At 61.4% G+C, this 16,250-nt stretch carries 14 protein-coding genes; 9 read left to right on the plus strand and 5 right to left on the minus strand.

Features of this window, described 5'->3' with window-relative positions:
* The first annotated feature begins 71 nt into the window (after window positions 1–71).
* The 5 genes from dinG (at window position 72) to pdxH (ending at window position 7,968) form a co-directional block, all read left to right on the plus strand.
* The gene (dinG, locus tag BSF40_RS10665; RefSeq protein ID WP_095965083.1) at window positions 72–2,216 is read left to right on the plus strand and encodes an ATP-dependent DNA helicase DinG; all 2,145 of its coding nucleotides are present in this window, start codon (window positions 72–74) and stop codon (window positions 2,214–2,216) included.
* Window positions 2,217–2,311: 95 nt separating this feature from the next.
* Window positions 2,312–4,804, plus strand: a complete 2,493-nt coding sequence (locus BSF40_RS10670) for a beta-galactosidase (protein WP_095965084.1) — start codon at window positions 2,312–2,314, stop codon at window positions 4,802–4,804.
* Between the two features lie 219 nt (window positions 4,805–5,023).
* Window positions 5,024–6,169: a serine hydrolase domain-containing protein gene (locus BSF40_RS10675; RefSeq protein WP_095965085.1), complete on the plus strand. Its 1,146-nt coding sequence runs from the start codon at window positions 5,024–5,026 to the stop codon at window positions 6,167–6,169.
* Window positions 6,170–6,282: 113 nt separating this feature from the next.
* Window positions 6,283–7,296: an OmpA family protein gene (locus BSF40_RS10680; protein ID WP_095965086.1), complete on the plus strand. Its 1,014-nt coding sequence runs from the start codon at window positions 6,283–6,285 to the stop codon at window positions 7,294–7,296.
* Window positions 7,297–7,320: 24 nt separating this feature from the next.
* Window positions 7,321–7,968: a pyridoxamine 5'-phosphate oxidase gene (gene pdxH / locus BSF40_RS10685; protein ID WP_095965087.1), complete on the plus strand. Its 648-nt coding sequence runs from the start codon at window positions 7,321–7,323 to the stop codon at window positions 7,966–7,968.
* 5 nt (window positions 7,969–7,973) lie between these two features.
* Here pdxH and BSF40_RS10690 read toward each other — a convergent pair whose 3' ends face one another.
* Window positions 7,974–8,210 (minus strand): hypothetical protein, encoded by a 237-nt coding sequence (locus tag BSF40_RS10690; RefSeq protein ID WP_095965088.1) that lies wholly within the window; start codon window positions 8,208–8,210, stop codon window positions 7,974–7,976.
* A 164-nt stretch (window positions 8,211–8,374) separates the two neighbouring features.
* Between BSF40_RS10690 and BSF40_RS10695 the strand changes: the two genes are divergently transcribed.
* Complete coding sequence (locus BSF40_RS10695; RefSeq protein WP_007971612.1) at window positions 8,375–8,839, plus strand: glycine zipper 2TM domain-containing protein; 465 nt, start codon at window positions 8,375–8,377, stop codon at window positions 8,837–8,839.
* A gap of 66 nt (window positions 8,840–8,905) precedes the next feature.
* Here the strand turns inward: BSF40_RS10695 and nhaA are convergent, their stop codons facing one another.
* Window positions 8,906–10,093 carry a Na+/H+ antiporter NhaA gene (gene nhaA / locus BSF40_RS10700; protein WP_095965089.1) on the minus strand — a complete coding sequence of 396 codons (1,188 nt, stop codon included), beginning with the start codon at window positions 10,091–10,093 and terminating at the stop codon, window positions 8,906–8,908.
* 246 nt (window positions 10,094–10,339) lie between these two features.
* Here nhaA and BSF40_RS10705 point away from each other — a divergent pair, with 246 nt between their 5' ends.
* Window positions 10,340–11,437, plus strand: a complete 1,098-nt coding sequence (locus BSF40_RS10705) for a PLP-dependent cysteine synthase family protein (protein ID WP_172435695.1) — start codon at window positions 10,340–10,342, stop codon at window positions 11,435–11,437.
* A 117-nt stretch (window positions 11,438–11,554) separates the two neighbouring features.
* Here the strand turns inward: BSF40_RS10705 and BSF40_RS10710 are convergent, their stop codons facing one another.
* Window positions 11,555–13,168 (minus strand): NAD(P)/FAD-dependent oxidoreductase, encoded by a 1,614-nt coding sequence (locus BSF40_RS10710; RefSeq protein WP_095965091.1) that lies wholly within the window; start codon window positions 13,166–13,168, stop codon window positions 11,555–11,557.
* A 95-nt stretch (window positions 13,169–13,263) separates the two neighbouring features.
* Window positions 13,264–13,932 carry a COG3650 family protein gene (locus BSF40_RS10715; RefSeq protein WP_095965092.1) on the minus strand — a complete coding sequence of 223 codons (669 nt, stop codon included), beginning with the start codon at window positions 13,930–13,932 and terminating at the stop codon, window positions 13,264–13,266.
* A gap of 173 nt (window positions 13,933–14,105) precedes the next feature.
* On the opposite strand from BSF40_RS10715, the gene BSF40_RS10720 reads away from it, so the two are divergent.
* A complete protein-coding gene (locus tag BSF40_RS10720; RefSeq protein WP_095965093.1) occupies window positions 14,106–14,462 on the plus strand; it encodes a hypothetical protein in 357 nt (118 codons plus the stop codon).
* Between the two features lie 12 nt (window positions 14,463–14,474).
* Here BSF40_RS10720 and BSF40_RS10725 read toward each other — a convergent pair whose 3' ends face one another.
* Entirely contained in the window at window positions 14,475–15,074 is a 600-nt protein-coding gene (locus BSF40_RS10725; protein WP_095965094.1) for a short chain dehydrogenase, read from the minus strand.
* A gap of 105 nt (window positions 15,075–15,179) precedes the next feature.
* Here BSF40_RS10725 and BSF40_RS10730 point away from each other — a divergent pair, with 105 nt between their 5' ends.
* Entirely contained in the window at window positions 15,180–16,088 is a 909-nt protein-coding gene (locus tag BSF40_RS10730; RefSeq protein ID WP_095965095.1) for a LysR family transcriptional regulator, read from the plus strand.
* The last annotated feature ends 162 nt before the right edge of the window (window positions 16,089–16,250 follow it).

The raw sequence follows: 16,250 nt of genomic DNA on the forward strand, positions 1-16,250 counted from the left end.
TTAGCGGGGTATGATAGCCGTCGATCCGAACCACTGAAAATTTATCCAGCGTTTTTTGCGCCCGACAATCCATGATCAGCACCGAACTCAAAACCACGATCCAGGGCGCCTACTCGCGTTTTCTCGAAGCCAAGAGCCTCAAGCCGCGCTACGGCCAACGCCTGATGATCGCCGAAATCGCCAAGGTCCTGGGTGACATCGACACCGACGACGAAGGCCGGCGCAGTGGCGACCCCGCGATTGTCGCGGTGGAAGCCGGCACCGGTACCGGCAAGACTGTGGCCTACAGCCTGGCGGCGATTCCCACGGCCAAGGCCGCCGGCAAGCGCCTGGTGATCGCCACGGCCACCGTGGCCCTGCAGGAGCAGATCGTCTACAAGGACTTGCCCGACCTGATGCGCAACAGCGGGTTGAATTTCAGCTTCGCCCTGGCCAAGGGGCGCGGGCGCTACATGTGCCTGTCCAAACTCGACATGTTGCTCCAGGAAGGCCACGCACAGACTGCCACTGCGCAACTGTTCGAAGAAGAAGGCTTCAAGATCGAGGTCGACGAGGCCAGCCAGAAGCTGTTTACCAGCATGATCGAGAAGCTCGCCGGCAATAAGTGGGACGGCGACCGCGACAGTTGGTCCACTGCCCTGGAAGACGCCGACTGGGCGCGCCTGACCACCGATCACAGCCAGTGCACCAACCGTCATTGCCCGAACTTCGGCCAGTGCGCTTTCTACAAGGCCCGCGAAGGCATGGGCAAGGTCGACGTGATCGTCACCAACCACGACATGGTCCTGGCCGACCTGGCCCTGGGCGGCGGCGCCGTACTGCCGGACCCGCGCGACACCATCTACGTGTTCGACGAAGGCCATCACCTGCCGGACAAGGCCATCGGCCACTTCGCCCATTACACGCGCCTGCGCTCCACCGCCGACTGGCTGGAAACCACCGCCAAGAACCTCACCAAATTGCTGGCCCAGCACCCGTTGCCGGGCGACCTGGGCAAGTTGATCGAGCAGGTGCCGGAGCTGGCGCGGGAGATCAAGACCCAGCAGCAGTTCATGTTCACCGCGTGCGAGCAGATTGCCGATTTCAAACCCGGCGAAGACGTCGAAGGCCGCGAGCGCCCGCGTCACCGATTCGTCGGCGGGGTGATTCCCGAGCACATGCGTGAAATGGGCATCGAACTGAAGAAAGGCTTCGCACGGCTGACCGACGTGTTCACCCGCCTGACCGACCTGCTCAAGGAAGGCATGGACGGCGAGGTCAACATTGGCATCGCCAGCAACCAGGCTGAAGAGTGGTACCCGCTGTTCGGCAGCCTGCTGTCGCGCTCTTCCGGCAACTGGGAGCTGTGGACCGCCTTCACCGTCGAAGACCCGGAAGACAACCCGCCCATGGCCCGCTGGCTGACCCTGGCCGAAAGCGGATCGCTGTTCGACATCGAGGTCAACGCCAGTCCCATCCTCGCGGCGGAAATGCTTCGCCGTAATCTGTGGAACGTGGCGTATGGCTGCCTGGTGACGTCGGCGACCTTGACCGCCCTCGGTACCTTCGACCGCTTCCGCATGCGCGCCGGCCTGCCGAAAAAAGCCGTGACGGCGGTGGTGCCAAGCCCCTTCCATCATGCCGACGCCGGTGTGCTGCGGGTGCCGAACCTGAACGCCGATCCCCGTGATGCCGCGGCACATACCGCCGCGATCATTCGTGATCTGCCGGAACTGGTCGAGGGCTCGCGGGGCACGCTGGTGCTGTTTTCCTCGCGTAAACAGATGCAGGACGTGTTCGATGGCCTGGACCGCGACTGGCGCAAGCAAGTGTTCATTCAGGGCAACCTGTCGAAGCAGGAAACCCTGAACAAGCACAAGGCGCGGGTCGATGGCGGGGATTCCAGCGTGCTGTTCGGCCTGGCGAGCTTCGCCGAAGGGGTCGACTTGCCTGGTGCCTATTGCGAGCACGTGGTCATTGCCAAGATTCCATTCTCGGTACCCGATGATCCCGTTGAGGCGGCGCTGTCGGAATGGATCGAAGCACGGGGCGGCAATCCGTTCATGGAAATCTCCGTACCGGACGCTTCGCTGAAACTGGTCCAGGCCTGCGGTCGCTTGCTGCGCACCGAAGAAGACCGCGGCACCATCACCTTGCTCGACCGGCGCCTGGTGACCCAGCGCTATGGCAAAGCCATCCTCAACGCGTTGCCGCCGTTCCGTCGAGAAATTTCCTGAAGCACCGGTGGGCAGTTTTGCCCACCGCGTTGTCTATCTCTCTGCCACCGCTTTTTCACTGGCCCATTGAGGTCGTTAGGGAGAATTTCGTTCTCATGATTTGCCGTTCGTTGCCTGCCGTATTTGCCCTGTTGTTCGCAACACCGCTGTTGGCCGCCCCCGCCAGCCAGCAGACGCTGTTCAACTTTGTGCGCCCCGCCGACGTGGTCCAGGTGGCGACACAGGACGCCAGCCTGCCGCAATCCAACGCCGAGCAAACCCCTGAAGGCGAAGTGTTGCGCCGGGTGACCTTCAACCCGGTCGCCCGGCCGACGTTGCGCCTGACCCCGCAAACCGGTGCCTGGGACTGGTCGCAGTCAGGCGTCATGAGCCTGCGGATCCAGAGCGCGATGAACTGGGCCTTGACCCTGTACGTGACCATCCAGAGCAACGACGGCAAGACCCTGGTCAGTCGCGTCGATTTGCCAGCCGGGCCTGCGCAAACCCTGTTGGTGCCGCTGCAAGCGACATCACCCCTGAGCCAGGGCATGAAGGCCGGCCCGCCGATGCCGATGACCGTTGAGGGCCAGCGTGTGTTGCTGGCCAGCAGCACCGGTGAGCTGGATCGCAGCCAGGTGGTGTCCGTGACGTTGTCGATGGACCAGCCCAAAGCCGCGCAAAGCATCCTGTTGGAGCGCTTTGGTGTGCAGGACGGCGAGTCGGTCAGCCAAGTCGTGTATGGCGGGTTGGTGGATGCGTATGGCCAGTCGACCCGGGCCAAATGGCCGGAAAAAGTCAGCAGCGACGAGCAGATGAAAAGCGCCGCCGCCAAGGAACAGCAACAACTGAAAACCTGGCTCGCTGAGCGTCAGAAGTCTTCGCTGGACAAATTTGGCGGATTGACCAAAGGCCCGTCGTTCAAGGCCAGCGGCTTTTTCCGCACCGAAAAGCGCAACGGTCGATGGTATCTGGTGACGCCTGAAGGCCATCCGTTCTACTCCCTTGGGGTCAATACCCTGGCCCCGGATGTCAATCAGACCTATGTGGCCGGTCGCGAGTGGATGTTCGAGTCCCTGCCCAAGGCTGACGAGGCGCTGGTCAGCCACTACGGCGAAGGCGACAACCGCGGCGGCAATGGTGCCGATCAAGGGCGCGGCTACAATGCCGGGCGCTGGTACGACTTCTACGGTGCCAATCTGCAACGTCTGTATGGTGATCCTTGCGCGTTGGGCAGCGAAACCAAAGCGGGAGTCGCCGCAGCGGCCAAGGCGGATGCGGTTGAAGCGACAGCGACCAAGGCTGCGGAGCAACCCGTCGCTCCTGCAACCGCCGAGTCCGGCGTCGCCGAAGCCGCCAAGACTGAAGCGACGGTAGCAACAGCGGCAGAGCCAACATCTATCGAACCGTGCAAAGCGTTGTTCGACGAGCAGCGCTGGGCCAGTCACACCCTTGATCGCCTGCAGGCCTGGGGCTTCAACACCATCGGCAACTGGAGCGCCCCGGTACTGGGCAACGCCGATCGCGTGCCATATACCTTGCCGCTGTCGATCGTCGGCGACTACGCCAGCATCAGCACCGGTACCGACTGGTGGGGCGGCATGCCCGATCCGTTCGACCCGCGTTTTGCCATGGCCACCGAGCGTGCAGTGGCGATTGCCGCCCGCGATCACCGTGATGATCCGTGGCTGATCGGTTACTACGTCGACAACGAACTGGCCTGGGCCGGTCCCGGGGATGATCCGAAAGCCCGTTATGCCCTGGCCTACGGCACCTTGAAAATGACCACCGACGTGCCGGCCAAACGTGCATTCCTCAAGCAACTGCGGGACAAGTACCGCAATCAGGCGGGCCTGTCGAAAGCCTGGGGCATTGATCTGCCCGCCTGGGAGTTGATGGAAGATCCAGGGTTCGTGCCACCGCTGCCGAGCGCCGAGCACCCGGAAATCGAAGCCGACTTCAAATACTTCCAGAAGGTCTTCGCCGACACTTACTTCAAGACCATCTCCGACTCTCTCAAGTGGCACGCGCCAAACCAGCTGCTGCTCGGTGGCCGTTTCGCCATCAGCACGCCGGAAGCCGTGGAGTCCTGCGCCCAGTATTGCGACGTGCTGAGCTTCAACATGTACACCCTGCAACCCCAGGACGGTTACGACTTCGCCAAACTGCGCAGTCTCGACAAACCGGTGCTGATCAGCGAGTTCAATTTCGGTTCGGCTGATCGTGGGCCGTTCTGGGGCGGCGTCACGCCGTTGGCGAAGGAGGAGGACCGTGGTGCGGCATATGCCAACTTCCTCAAGCAGGCAATGAGCGAGCCGTCGATTGTCGGTGTGCATTGGTTCCAGTATCTCGATCAACCGGTCACCGGGCGCCTGCTTGACGGTGAAAACGGTCACTTCGGGTTGGTGGGCATCACGGATCTGCCGTTCCAGGGCTTTGTCGACAGTGTGCGCAAGAGCAACCTGGCGACGGTTGAACAATTGGGCAAAGAGGTCGGGAAGGCTGCAGTTGACGCCGACAAAGCCAGCCACGACGCCGAGGGTGGTCGCAAGGCCGAGGCCGGCAAGGGGCCGGGGAAGGGCGCGGGTGGGCATTCTGGCAATGGCCATTAATCGCTGAAACCGCGTCATCGCTCTTCGCGAGCAGGCTCGCTCCCACTTTGGAATGCATTCTCCTGTGGGAGCGAGCCTGCTCGCGAAGGCGTCATTAGCATCACCACTGCATTTCAAGTTGATGTCAAAGCGACCGCCCGGCCCAACCCTGTTCCCAAAACCCTCAAGGGCTGGAACAATGCCCGCCACTTTGTAGAGCGTTAATCCGGGGAGTTGCGGGTGCAGATTCAGGGTCATTACGAGCTTAAGTTCGAAGCGGTGCGAGAGGCTTTCGCGGCGCTGTTCGACGATCCCCAGGAGCGTGGCGCAGCGTTGTGCATTCAGATTGGGGGCGAAACCGTCCTCGATCTGTGGGCCGGCACTGCGGACAAGGATGGGGCCGAGGCCTGGCACAGCGACACCATCGCCAACCTGTTCTCCTGCACCAAGACCTTTACCGCCGTCACCGCGCTGCAACTGGTCGCCGAAGGCAAGCTGCAACTGGATGTGCCAGTGGCGCGCTACTGGCCCGAATTTGCCGCAGCCGGCAAAGCGTCCGTTACCTTGCGTCAACTGCTCTGCCATCAAGCCGGCCTTCCGGCATTGCGCGAGCTGCTGGCCCCCGAAGCCCTCTACGACTGGCAAACCATGGTCGACGCCCTGGCCGCCGAAACGCCGTGGTGGACGCCGGGCGAAGGCCACGGGTATGCGGCGATCACTTATGGCTGGCTGATCGGCGAATTGCTGCGCCGTGCCGACGGTCGTGGGCCGGGGGAATCCATTGTCGCGCGGGTCGCCAAACCGTTGGGCCTGGACTTCCATGTGGGGCTGGCCGACGAAGAGTTCTATCGCGTGGCCCACATTGCGCGGGGCAAGGGCAATGTCGGCGATGCCGCCGCCCAGCGCCTGCTGCAAGTGACCATGCGTGAGCCAGCGGCCATGACGACCCGGGCATTCACCAACCCGCCGTCGATCATGACCAGCACCAACAAGCCCGAGTGGCGACGCATGCAGCAGCCGGCAGCCAATGGCCATGGCAATGCCCGTAGCCTGGCCGGTTTCTACGCTGGTCTGCTCGACGGCAGCCTGCTGGAAAGCGAAATGCTAGATGAGTTGACTCGTGAGCACAGCCTCGGCGAGGACAAGACTTTACTGACCCGGACCCGTTTCGGCCTGGGTTGCATGCTCGATCAACCGGACGTTGCCAATGCCACCTTCGGCCTTGGCCCGCGGGCGTTTGGTCATCCGGGTGCCGGCGGCTCCATCGGCTTTGCCGACCCGGAGCACGATGTAGCCTTCGGATTTGTGACAAATACCCTGGGTCCCTACGTCTTGATGGACCCGCGCGCGCAAAAGCTGGTGCGGGTTCTGGCCACTTGTCTGTAAAGGCGGCTGTCGGTCATCAGGGCTGGAACCCGATAGCCTTTTCAGTTTCAAAACATCAGTTTGTGCGGGCCGACGTGGCCTGATTTTTTTGACTTCATTCTTGTGGATATCCAATGTCATCCAATAAAACCCTCGCCTTGGCCCTGTGCTTCGCCATTACCGGTTGCGCACAGACTCCACAGAAAGACGCGACGGCACCTGTCGCCAAGACTGAAAGCGGCAGCCACTGGTACTGGCCGTTCGGTTCCGACGACAGCGCCGGCAAGCCTGTGGTCAAGCCGGAGGTGAAGCCTGAAGTCAAACCCGTGGCGGTAGCCAAGGCCAAGGCCGAAACCGAGAGTGGCAGCAAGTGGTGGTGGCCGTTCGGCGGTAACGAGCAGAGCGCCTCGAAGGCCGTGCCGATGCCTGACCCGAAAGTCACCCAGGCCTGGCTTGACGACTACGAACCGCGTCTGCGCGAGGCGGTCAAGGACAGCAACCTGCAACTCGAGCGCCGCGAAAACGTGCTGGTGGTGACGGCGCCGGTCGAGGGCTCGTTCAACCCTGACCGCCCGGCCATGCTGCTGCCGGTCACGCTCGGTCCGTTTACCCGCGTTGCCAAGATCCTTGAAGCCGATCCAAAGACCGCTGTCTTGGTCCTCGGCCACAGCGATACGTCGGGCGCGGCGCCTGCCAACGTCAAGCTGAGCCAGGAGCGTGCCCAGTCCGTTGCGGCGATTTTCCGTCTCAGTGGTTTGCAGCGTGATCGCCTGATGCTGCGTGGCCTGGGCGGTGATGCGCCGCGTGCCGCCAACGACAGTGCGCAAGGTCGTGCGTTGAACCGCCGTGTGGAACTGCTGGTGACCCCGCAAAACACCATGGTCGCGCTGCTGAGCAAGTACAACATGCCGGCTCCAGCCCCTGTGAGCATGGTTGCAGCCGCTGACGTCAAGCCGGTCGCCAAGCCTGTGACACCGGCCCCGGCGACTAAGAAGGCTGCTGTTCCAGCGACGAAAAAAGCCCCGGCGAAAAAAGCGGCGGCCAAGAAAGCACCTGCGAAAACCGCAACGCCGGCGAAGAAAACCACGCCAGCCAAAGCCTCCACGGCTGACAAGAAAGTCGCCGCCACTGATACTGCAAAGCAGTGATCCGTTAACCAAAAGGAATGCGCCATGACCCAGGGCCTGGCTGATATGCGTCGTGACTACACCCGTGATGGCCTGACCGAGGCGCAAGCCCCGGCCGAGCCGTTTGCGTTGTTCCACCATTGGTTCGCCGACGCGGTGAAAACCGAACAGGCACCGGTGGAGGCCAACGCCATGACCCTGGCCACCGTCGACCAGGACGGTCGACCGCACTGTCGCATTCTGTTGCTCAAGGGCCTGGACGAACTGGGTTTCACCTTCTTCACCAACTACGAAAGCGCCAAGGGCCAGCATCTGGCCGCGAATCCGTTCGCGGCCATGACGTTTTTCTGGCCGGCGCTGGAGCGTCAGGTGCGCATAGAAGGGCGGGTGGTGAAGGTGACGCCTGAGGAGTCCGATGCCTATTATCAGGTCCGTCCTCTGGGCAGTCGCCTGGGAGCCTGGGCATCGCCGCAAAGCCGCGTGATCGCCGATCGTGGCGAGCTCGAAGCGCTGCTCAAGGACACCGAGCAACGTTTCAGCGACTCCCAGCCGCATTGCCCGGAACACTGGGGCGGTTATCGCCTGTTGCCGGAGCGCATCGAGTTCTGGCAGGGCCGCCCGAGTCGCCTGCACGACCGCCTCAATTACCGCCAGCAGGGCGCCGACTGGATTCTTGAACGTCTGGCACCCTGAGCAGTCTACCGATCGGGATAGCCTGCCGCAGCGGCCTCCAGCCACTTCGGCAGGTCTCGACGCTTGATCTTCTGCGCCTGCGCACTCGCCAATTGTTCGAGCATGAAGGCTTTTTTCTGCTCATCCTTGCCCGCCAGCGCTAGCGCCAGGTCGCGGTCCATCCAGCGCTTTATCCGCACGTACAGCCACCCGTGGAAGTACAGTCCAGCGACGGTAGTAACGAAAATGATAAAGTAGTCCATGAAAGTCCTTGGCCGGTGGGGCAGTTTCCGATTTTGCCGCTACTGTGCGAGTTCGTGAAGGCACCTTAACGGAGCCTGAATCAAAGCAATTTTACCCGGGCGGTGCCGTGACAAGCGTCAAGCTGCGGAGTTTAATGAACATCTGTTTCTTTGGAGTTGATGCTATGCGTAAGTCTGTTCTGCTGGTTGCTTCCTTTTCCACGATGGCGATGTTGCTCACTGGTTGCCAATCGAGCCTGACCGGTGACTCCTACTCCCGTGACGAGGCGCGTCGGGTGCAGACCGTTCGCATGGGTACCATCGAAGCATTGCGTCCGGTGAAAATCGAAGGCACCAAAACCCCGATCGGCGGCGCTGCAGGCGCAGTGGTTGGCGGCGTTGGCGGCAGCGCCATCGGTGGCGGCAAAGGCAGTATCGTTGCTGCGGTCATCGGTGCAGTCGCTGGCGGCCTGATCGGTTCGGCCGCAGAAGAGGGTATGACCCGCACCCAGGGCGTGGAAATCACCGTGCGCGAAGACGATGGCAGCATGCGCGCCTACGTTCAGGAAGTTCAGCCGAACGAAGTGTTCCGTGTTGGCGAGCGTGTTCGCATCGCCAGTGTGAATGGCACCAGCCGCGTTTCGCACTAAGCGCAAACACTGGATAAACAAAAACCCGATCAGGTGACTGATCGGGTTTTTTGTTTTCGCGGTTTATCAGGAGGCCAGACCGGAGCTCTTGCGACTCGCCATCGCGGTCACCCCATAACCGATCAGCGCGGCCAGAATCGAACCGGTCAGGATTCCCATGCGGTCCATCCCGGCGAAATCACTCACGCCCGGCTCGAAGGCCAGTGAACCGACGAACAGACTCATGGTGAAACCAATGCCGCAGAGAATCGCCACGCCCAGTATCTGGCCCCAATTGGCGCCTTGGGGCAGGGCGGCGATACCGGTTTTCACGGCCAGCCAGGTCAGGCCGAAGACACCCACAGTCTTGCCCAGCAACAGCCCGATGGCGATACCCATGGGAACGTGATGAGTGAAACTTTCGACGGTGACGCCGCTCAGGGACAGGCCGGCGTTGGCGAAGGCGAACAGCGGCAGGATGCCGTAGGCGACCCACGGATGCAGGGCGTGTTCCAGGGCCAGCAGTGGCGAAGGTTCGGCATTTTTTGTGCGCAGTGGAATGCAGAAAGCCAGGGTTACGCCGGCCAGCGTGGCGTGGACACCGCTCTTGAGCACGCAGACCCAGAGAATCAGACCAATGATCATGTACGGCCCGAGCTTGACTACGCCAAGCCGGTTCATCCCGATCAGCGCAGCAATACAGGCGGCGGCCAGCGCCAGGGACAGGGTCGACAGGGCACCGGAATAGAAGATCGCAATGATGATGATCGCGCCGAGGTCGTCGATGATCGCCAGGGTCATCAGGAACAGTTTCAGCGAAACCGGAACCCGTTTGCCAAGCAACGCCAGCACGCCAAGGGCGAAGGCAATGTCGGTCGCGGTCGGGATCGCCCAGCCGTTGAGGGCCGGTGGCGTGTCGCGGTTGAGGTACCAGTAGATCAGCGCCGGCACCACCATGCCGCCAATGGCCGCCGCGCCAGGCAGGACGATTTGCGACGGTTTGGACAACTGGCCGTCGAGGACTTCGCGCTTCACTTCCAGGCCGATCAGCAGGAAGAACAGCGCCATCAGGCCGTCGTTGATCCATAGCAGCAACGGCTTGGCGATTTTCAGTGCGCCGACCTGGGCCACCACCGGAGTGTCCAGCAGGCCGTTGTACAGCCACGATAGCGGTGAGTTGTTGATGAACAGAGCCAGAACGGCAGCGGCGATCAGTAACAGACCGCTGGCAGCTTCCAACTGAAAGAAACGCGTGAAAGTGCTACGCAGAGGCAAGGTCGCTCTCCATCTGTGAATTCAAAAGGTGTTACACCCTAACAAGTACTGTTAGTTGTTAAAACAAAAGTTATATTCTTTTTTGTTATATACCGTTACAGGGCGATCCGTCGCCACCGAGCTGAGCCTAGCAGTTGCCGGACGTATTGGATCGCAGCTGTACCTGTGCCGGATGCAGGATTTTTCCTAAGCTGGTTGGATGGGCCTCGTACAAAGGCCAACTCCTGCCGATTCAACGAGAAAACCATCATGAGCGACAACCGACAGTGGTCCCGCGAGGCGATCCGGATCATCGAAGCTGATTATCAGCGCAGCGCCGACACCCACTTGATCCCCTTGCCGCTCCCGGGTTTTCCGGGCATCGAGTTGTATTTCAAGGATGAGTCCAGCCATCCCACGGGCAGCCTCAAGCACCGCCTGGCTCGTTCGCTGTTCCTGTATGCGCTGTGTAACGGCTGGCTCAAACCCGGTGCACCGGTCATTGAGGCTTCCAGCGGTTCCACGGCGATTTCCGAAGCGTACTTTGCACGCATGCTGGGCTTGCCGTTCATTGCGGTGATGCCGGCGACAACCTCAAAGGAAAAGATCGCGCAGATCGCCTTCTACGGTGGCCAAAGTCATCTGGTCGACGACCCGACCCAGATCTACGCCGAGTCCGAGCGTCTGGCTCGTGAGCACGACGGGCACTTCATCGATCAGTTCACCTACGCTGAGCGCGCCACCGACTGGCGAGCGAACAACAATATTGCCGAGTCGATTTTTCAGCAGATGCGATTCGAGCAGCATCCCGAGCCGAGCTGGCTGATTTCCAGCCCCGGTACCGGAGGCACCACGGCCACACTGGGCCGATACGTGCGTTATCGCCAGCATTGCACTCGCGTGCTGTGTGCCGATGCCGAGCGTTCGGTGTTCTTCGATTACTACCAGACTGGCGATGCCAGCCTGCGACTGGACCACGGTTCGCGCATCGAGGGCATTGGCCGGCCGCGTGTGGAGGCGTCGTTTCTGCCCAAGGTGATCGACGCCATGGTCAAGGTGCCGGATGCCCTGTCACTGGCGGCCATGCACTACCTGGCGGAACGCCTGGGACGCCATGTGGGCGGGTCGAGCGGGACCAACCTGATCGGCGCCCTGATGGCCGCTCAGCACATGAAAGCGGCAGGGGAGACGGGGTCGATGGTGGCGATTCTGTGTGACAGCGGCGAACGCTACGCCACGACCTATTACGATCCGCAGTGGCTCAAGGCCCAAGGGTATGAGTTGAGTGGTTTGATGGCTGCGGTCGCGGCGACGGTGGAGCGGGGTGAGCCGCTGCCGGACTCGGTTCTGCGCGCCAATATCTGACACACAGAAGATCAAACGTGGGAGCGGGCTTGCTCGCGAAAGCGGTGGATCAGCCAACACATATGTTGGATGTGAAACCGCCTTCGCGAGCAAGCCCGCTCCCACATCAGGCTGGTATCAGGCGTCGAGACCGAGGATATCCCGGGCCACTGCTTCTGCAATCCGAATCCCGTCCACACCCGCCGACAGAATCCCGCCCGCATAACCGGCACCTTCACCGGCCGGGAACAAGCCTTTCACGTTCAGGCTCTGCATCGACTCATTGCGGGTAATACGCAGCGGCGAGGAGGTGCGGGTCTCGATGCCGGTCAACACCGCGTCGTGCAGCGAGTAACCACGAATCTGCTTCTCGAACGCCGGCAAGGCTTCGCGAATCGCTTCGATGGCGAACGCCGGCAGTGCCAGCGCCAGATCACCCAGGGCAACGCCTGGCTTGTAGGACGGCTCGACACTGCCCAGTTCGGTGGACGGCTTGCCCGCGATGAAATCGCCGACCAGTTGCGCCGGGGCTTCGTAGTTGCTGCCGCCCAGCACAAAGGCGTGGGATTCCAGGCGTTCCTGCAGTTCGATACCGGCCAGCGGGCCGCCCGGATAATCGACTTCCGGCGTGATGCCGACAACGATTCCGGAGTTGGCATTGCGCTCGTTACGCGAGTACTGGCTCATGCCATTGGTGACCACGCGGTTCGGCTCGGACGTCGCCGCCACCACGGTGCCGCCCGGGCACATGCAGAAGCTGTAGACCGAACGGCCGTTCTTGGCGTGGTGCACCAGTTTGTAGTCGGCGGCGCCGAGTTTCGGGTGCCCGGCGTACTTGCCCAGCCGCGCGCGGTCAATCAGCGACTGCGGATGCTCGATGCGGAAACCCACCGAGAAAGGCTTGGCCTCCATGAACACGCCACGGCCGTGGAGCATGCGGAAGGTATCGCGGGCACTGTGGCCGAGGGCCAGGATCACATGCTTCGAATGGATCTGTTCACCGCCATTGAGTTCGACGCCGACCAGTTGGCCGTCTTCGATCAGCACGTCGGTGACACGCTGCTGGAAGCGTACTTCGCCGCCCAGGGCGCGAATCTGCTCACGCATGTTTTCCACCACGCCGGTCAGACGGAACGTACCAATGTGCGGCTTGCTAACGTAGAGGATTTCTTCCGGTGCGCCGGCCTTGACGAACTCGTGCAGGACCTTGCGACCGAGGAACTTCGGATCCTTGATCTGGCTGTAGAGCTTGCCGTCGGAGAATGTCCCCGCGCCGCCTTCGCCGAATTGCACGTTGGATTCCGGGTTGAGCACGCTTTTGCGCCACAGGCCCCAGGTGTCCTTGGTGCGCTGGCGGACTTCGGTGCCGCGTTCGAGGATGATCGGCTTGAAGCCCATTTGCGCCAGCAGCAGCCCGGCGAAAATCCCGCACGGACCGAAGCCGACGACAATCGGACGTGCGCTCAGGTCGGCCGGTGCCTGGCCAACCATTTTATAGCTGACATCCGGCGCCACGTTGACGTTACGGTCATCGGCGAACCTGTGCAGCACCGCCGCCTCGTCGCGAACTTCAAGGTCGATGGTGTAGATGAAGCACAGCTCGGAGGACTTTTTACGCGCATCGTAGCTGCGCTTGAACAAGGTGAAATCGAGCAGGTCATCGCTGGCGATCCCCAGGCGCTGCACGATGGCAGGGCGCAGGTCTTCATCGGGATGGTCGATCGGCAACTTGAGTTCGGTGATTCGTAACATGGCGGGATCCGGTTCGCGGGGCGCACAACTGCGCCAGGGCGTTTGAAACCCGCGATTATAAGCCGCAAAGGCGCAGGCCCGTGAGGCTTAAACGATCAGTCGTCGCGCGATCCGCCGAAATACCCGCAGCCGCGCTGTACCTGACCGTCGATGCGCAGCTCGGCGCTCATGTGCTGGATGCTGGCGGTGCTGCTGTCGACGCAGCGTTGCGGTGCAACCCACAGTTCGATGTGCTGGTTGTTGGCTTCGGTGCTGAGGTTGAAACGGCCATCGCCCAGTTGCTCTTCGACGTAAGGCAGGGCCAAGGGTGGCTGGCCGGCCCGGTCGATGACCATGCCTTTGCCGCTGACTTTCACGCTCCATTCCGGGCTGTGGCCGGCGGCACGCAGGATCAGCAGCTTGAAATTCGGATCGTCGCACGCGTTGCTCGAGCGCTCGACGCGGTACAACTGCTCCAGATCGAGCTGGCCGTCACCACCGCTGCCGGCCACAACCCGCCCGCGCACGTCGGCAAACAGCTTGCCCTGCTTGTCCGCCAGGCTGACGGCCTGCTGCAGGACGCTGGTACCGCCGGTGTCGTTGACCACGTAGCGCGCAGACTGGTTGCACGGCTGGAACAGCAGTTTGCCGTCCGACGCAATCAACTGGCCTTGCATGCGTGTCTGGCCGACATGGGAGGCGTTCTGCCGCTCACCCTCGAACAACTGGCAAGCGGCGAACAGCGGAAGCAGGGCAACGAGGACTAAGGAACGGGCAACACGCATCTTGGGGTCTCCTGACAAGTGCTGCCACGTTACTCAGGCTGACCGTTCATCACAAGGCTGGAGTGGGGCTCTGGCAAAGGGAAGGGCGATTTGCGGCAACATCTTGTGAATTATTCCGATGCCGAGTGTCAGGATGCCAAAGGTAAGCTGCCGTTTTTTTGCAGGAAGCGGATATGAAACAGGCAATGGGCTGGAAGATCGGGTTGTTTCTGCTGGTGATGACGGGAGCCACGGGCAGTCACGCTGCCGAGATCAATTTGTCTTCGGCAACCGACTTCACCCGGATGGAGTTGCTGTTGAAGGACCACGACAGACTTCATTCGGTGCTGGAGATGAATGTCACGCTCAGTCCTGAGGCAGCTGAGCGTATGCATCGCATTACCCGTGAGTCGATAGGCCAGAAATTGACGCTGTCGATCAATGGCTGGAAGATTTCTACGGCGACGGTGCAATCGGCCTTGGGCTCGCAGTTCCAGGTGTCCATCCCGAAAGCCATCGCCAAAGACCTATTGCCCACGTTGGTTGATTGAGCTTGAACCGACTCAGCCTACGTGAAAGGTCTGACCCGTTTGCAGGCCTTCTACGCTTTTGGCGTAGGCCAAGGCCACATCTAGTGCAGGCACCGGCTTGAAGCCACGGAAGTACGGTGCGTATTTGCCCATGGCTTCGACGAGGACGTTGGGGCTGATCGAGTTCACCCGCAGGCCCCGCGGCAGTTCGATGGCGGCGGCGCGAACGAAGCTGTCCAGTGCACCGTTGACCAGCGCCGCCGAGGCGCCACTGCGAATCGGGTCGTGGCTGAGTACGCCGGTAGTGAAGGTGAACGACGCACTGTCATTGGCGAAGTCGCGCCCGATCAACAGCAAATTGACCTGGCCCATGAGCTTGTCTTTCAGGCCCAGGGCAAAGCTTTCTTCGGTCATCTCGTTGAGCGGTGCGAAGGTCACGTTGCCGGCGGCGCAGATCAGCGCATCAAACTTGCCGGTCTGCTCGAACAATTTGCGAATCGAGGCGCTGTCACTGATGTCCACCTGAAAATCGCCGCTGTTGCGGCCAATCCGGATGATTTCGTGGCGTTGCGACAGTTCCTTGTCGACTGCCGAGCCGATGGTGCCGTTTGCGCCGATCAAAAGAATTTTCATGGGGCTGATCCTCGTATGGGTTGAACGAGGTATCAGTTTAGGGTGGTTTTTTTCGTAGATAAGCGAGCTAATAGGCAACCTTTGGTTTTCAAATGGAAACAATCCATGAGCGAGATGGATGACCTGGCCGCGTTCGCCGTATTGATCGAAGCGGGAAGTTTCACCCTGGCGGCACAGCAGCTCGGTTGCAGCAAAGGCCAGCTGTCCAAGCGCATCAGCCAGCTGGAAGCGCAGTTTTCCGTGGTGCTGTTGCAACGTACCACTCGCCGCTTGAGCCTGACCGCCGCTGGCGCTGCGTTGTTGCCCCAGGCCCAGGCGCTGGTGGTGCAAGTCGAGCGGGCACGCCAGGCCCTGGCGCGACTGAAGGACGACATGGCCGGACCGGTGCGGATGACGGTGCCGGTGTCGCTCGGGGAAACCTTCTTCGATGGCCTGTTGCTGGAGTTCTCGACCCAGTATCCCCAGGTGCAGATCGAGCTGGAGCTCAACAACAACTACCGCGACCTGTCCCGCGACGGCTTCGACCTGGCGATTCGCTCTGAGGTGGCCCTTGACCAGCGACTGGTGGCGCGCCCGTTGCTGGCGTGGCAAGAGTTGACCTGTGCCAGCCCGGCCTATCTGGAACAATACGGTGAACCGCAAACACCCCAGGCGCTGGCCGAACATCGCTGCCTGCTCAACAGTCATTACAGCGGCCGCGAAGAATGGCTGTATCACCAGCAGCATGAGTTGTTGCGGGTGCGGGTGTCGGGGCCGTTCGCCAGCAACCACTACAACCTGTTGAAGAAAGCCGCACTGGTTGGCGCCGGTATTGCGCGCCTGCCCTCCTACTGTTTGCCAGCGGAGCTGGCGGACGGGCGTTTGCGATGGCTGCTACGCGACTATCAGACCCGCAGCATGCCGATGTACCTGGTGCATCCGTATCAGGGTGGTTTGCCCAAGCGTACGCAGGTGCTGGCGGATTATTTGATTGGCTGGTTCAAGCGTAGCGGGGAGGTGCTGGACCGGTTGTAATGGATTGCACAAAACCTGTGGGAGCGGGCTTGCTCGCGAATGCGGCGTGTCAGACAACAACCATATCGACTGACCCTCCCTATTCGCGAGCAAGCCCGCTCCCACAGGGATCTTCAACGTTGTGGAAAAGGTGTCAGGCATAAAAAAACGGCCCGCAAAGGC

Source organism: Pseudomonas sp. ACN5, assembly GCF_002303975.1.
Classification (GTDB): domain Bacteria; phylum Pseudomonadota; class Gammaproteobacteria; order Pseudomonadales; family Pseudomonadaceae; genus Aquipseudomonas; species Aquipseudomonas laurylsulfatiphila.

Excerpts from the sequence above, each read along its gene's own strand:
- BSF40_RS10690 (WP_095965088.1), bottom strand. The coding sequence starts at position 8,210 with ATGGACTACTTTATCATTTTCGTTACTACCGTCGCTGGACTGTACTTC.
- BSF40_RS10725 (WP_095965094.1), bottom strand. The coding sequence starts at position 15,074 with ATGAAAATTCTTTTGATCGGCGCAAACGGCACCATCGGCTCGGCAGTC.
- BSF40_RS10720 (WP_095965093.1), top strand. The coding sequence starts at position 14,106 with ATGAAACAGGCAATGGGCTGGAAGATCGGGTTGTTTCTGCTGGTGATG.
- BSF40_RS10715 (WP_095965092.1), bottom strand. The coding sequence starts at position 13,932 with ATGCGTGTTGCCCGTTCCTTAGTCCTCGTTGCCCTGCTTCCGCTGTTC.
- BSF40_RS10730 (WP_095965095.1), top strand. The coding sequence starts at position 15,180 with ATGAGCGAGATGGATGACCTGGCCGCGTTCGCCGTATTGATCGAAGCG.
- BSF40_RS10695 (WP_007971612.1), top strand. The coding sequence starts at position 8,375 with ATGCGTAAGTCTGTTCTGCTGGTTGCTTCCTTTTCCACGATGGCGATG.
- BSF40_RS10680 (WP_095965086.1), top strand. The coding sequence starts at position 6,283 with ATGTCATCCAATAAAACCCTCGCCTTGGCCCTGTGCTTCGCCATTACC.
- dinG (WP_095965083.1), top strand. The coding sequence starts at position 72 with ATGATCAGCACCGAACTCAAAACCACGATCCAGGGCGCCTACTCGCGT.
- BSF40_RS10670 (WP_095965084.1), top strand. The coding sequence starts at position 2,312 with ATGATTTGCCGTTCGTTGCCTGCCGTATTTGCCCTGTTGTTCGCAACA.
- pdxH (WP_095965087.1), top strand. The coding sequence starts at position 7,321 with ATGACCCAGGGCCTGGCTGATATGCGTCGTGACTACACCCGTGATGGC.
- BSF40_RS10710 (WP_095965091.1), bottom strand. The coding sequence starts at position 13,168 with ATGTTACGAATCACCGAACTCAAGTTGCCGATCGACCATCCCGATGAA.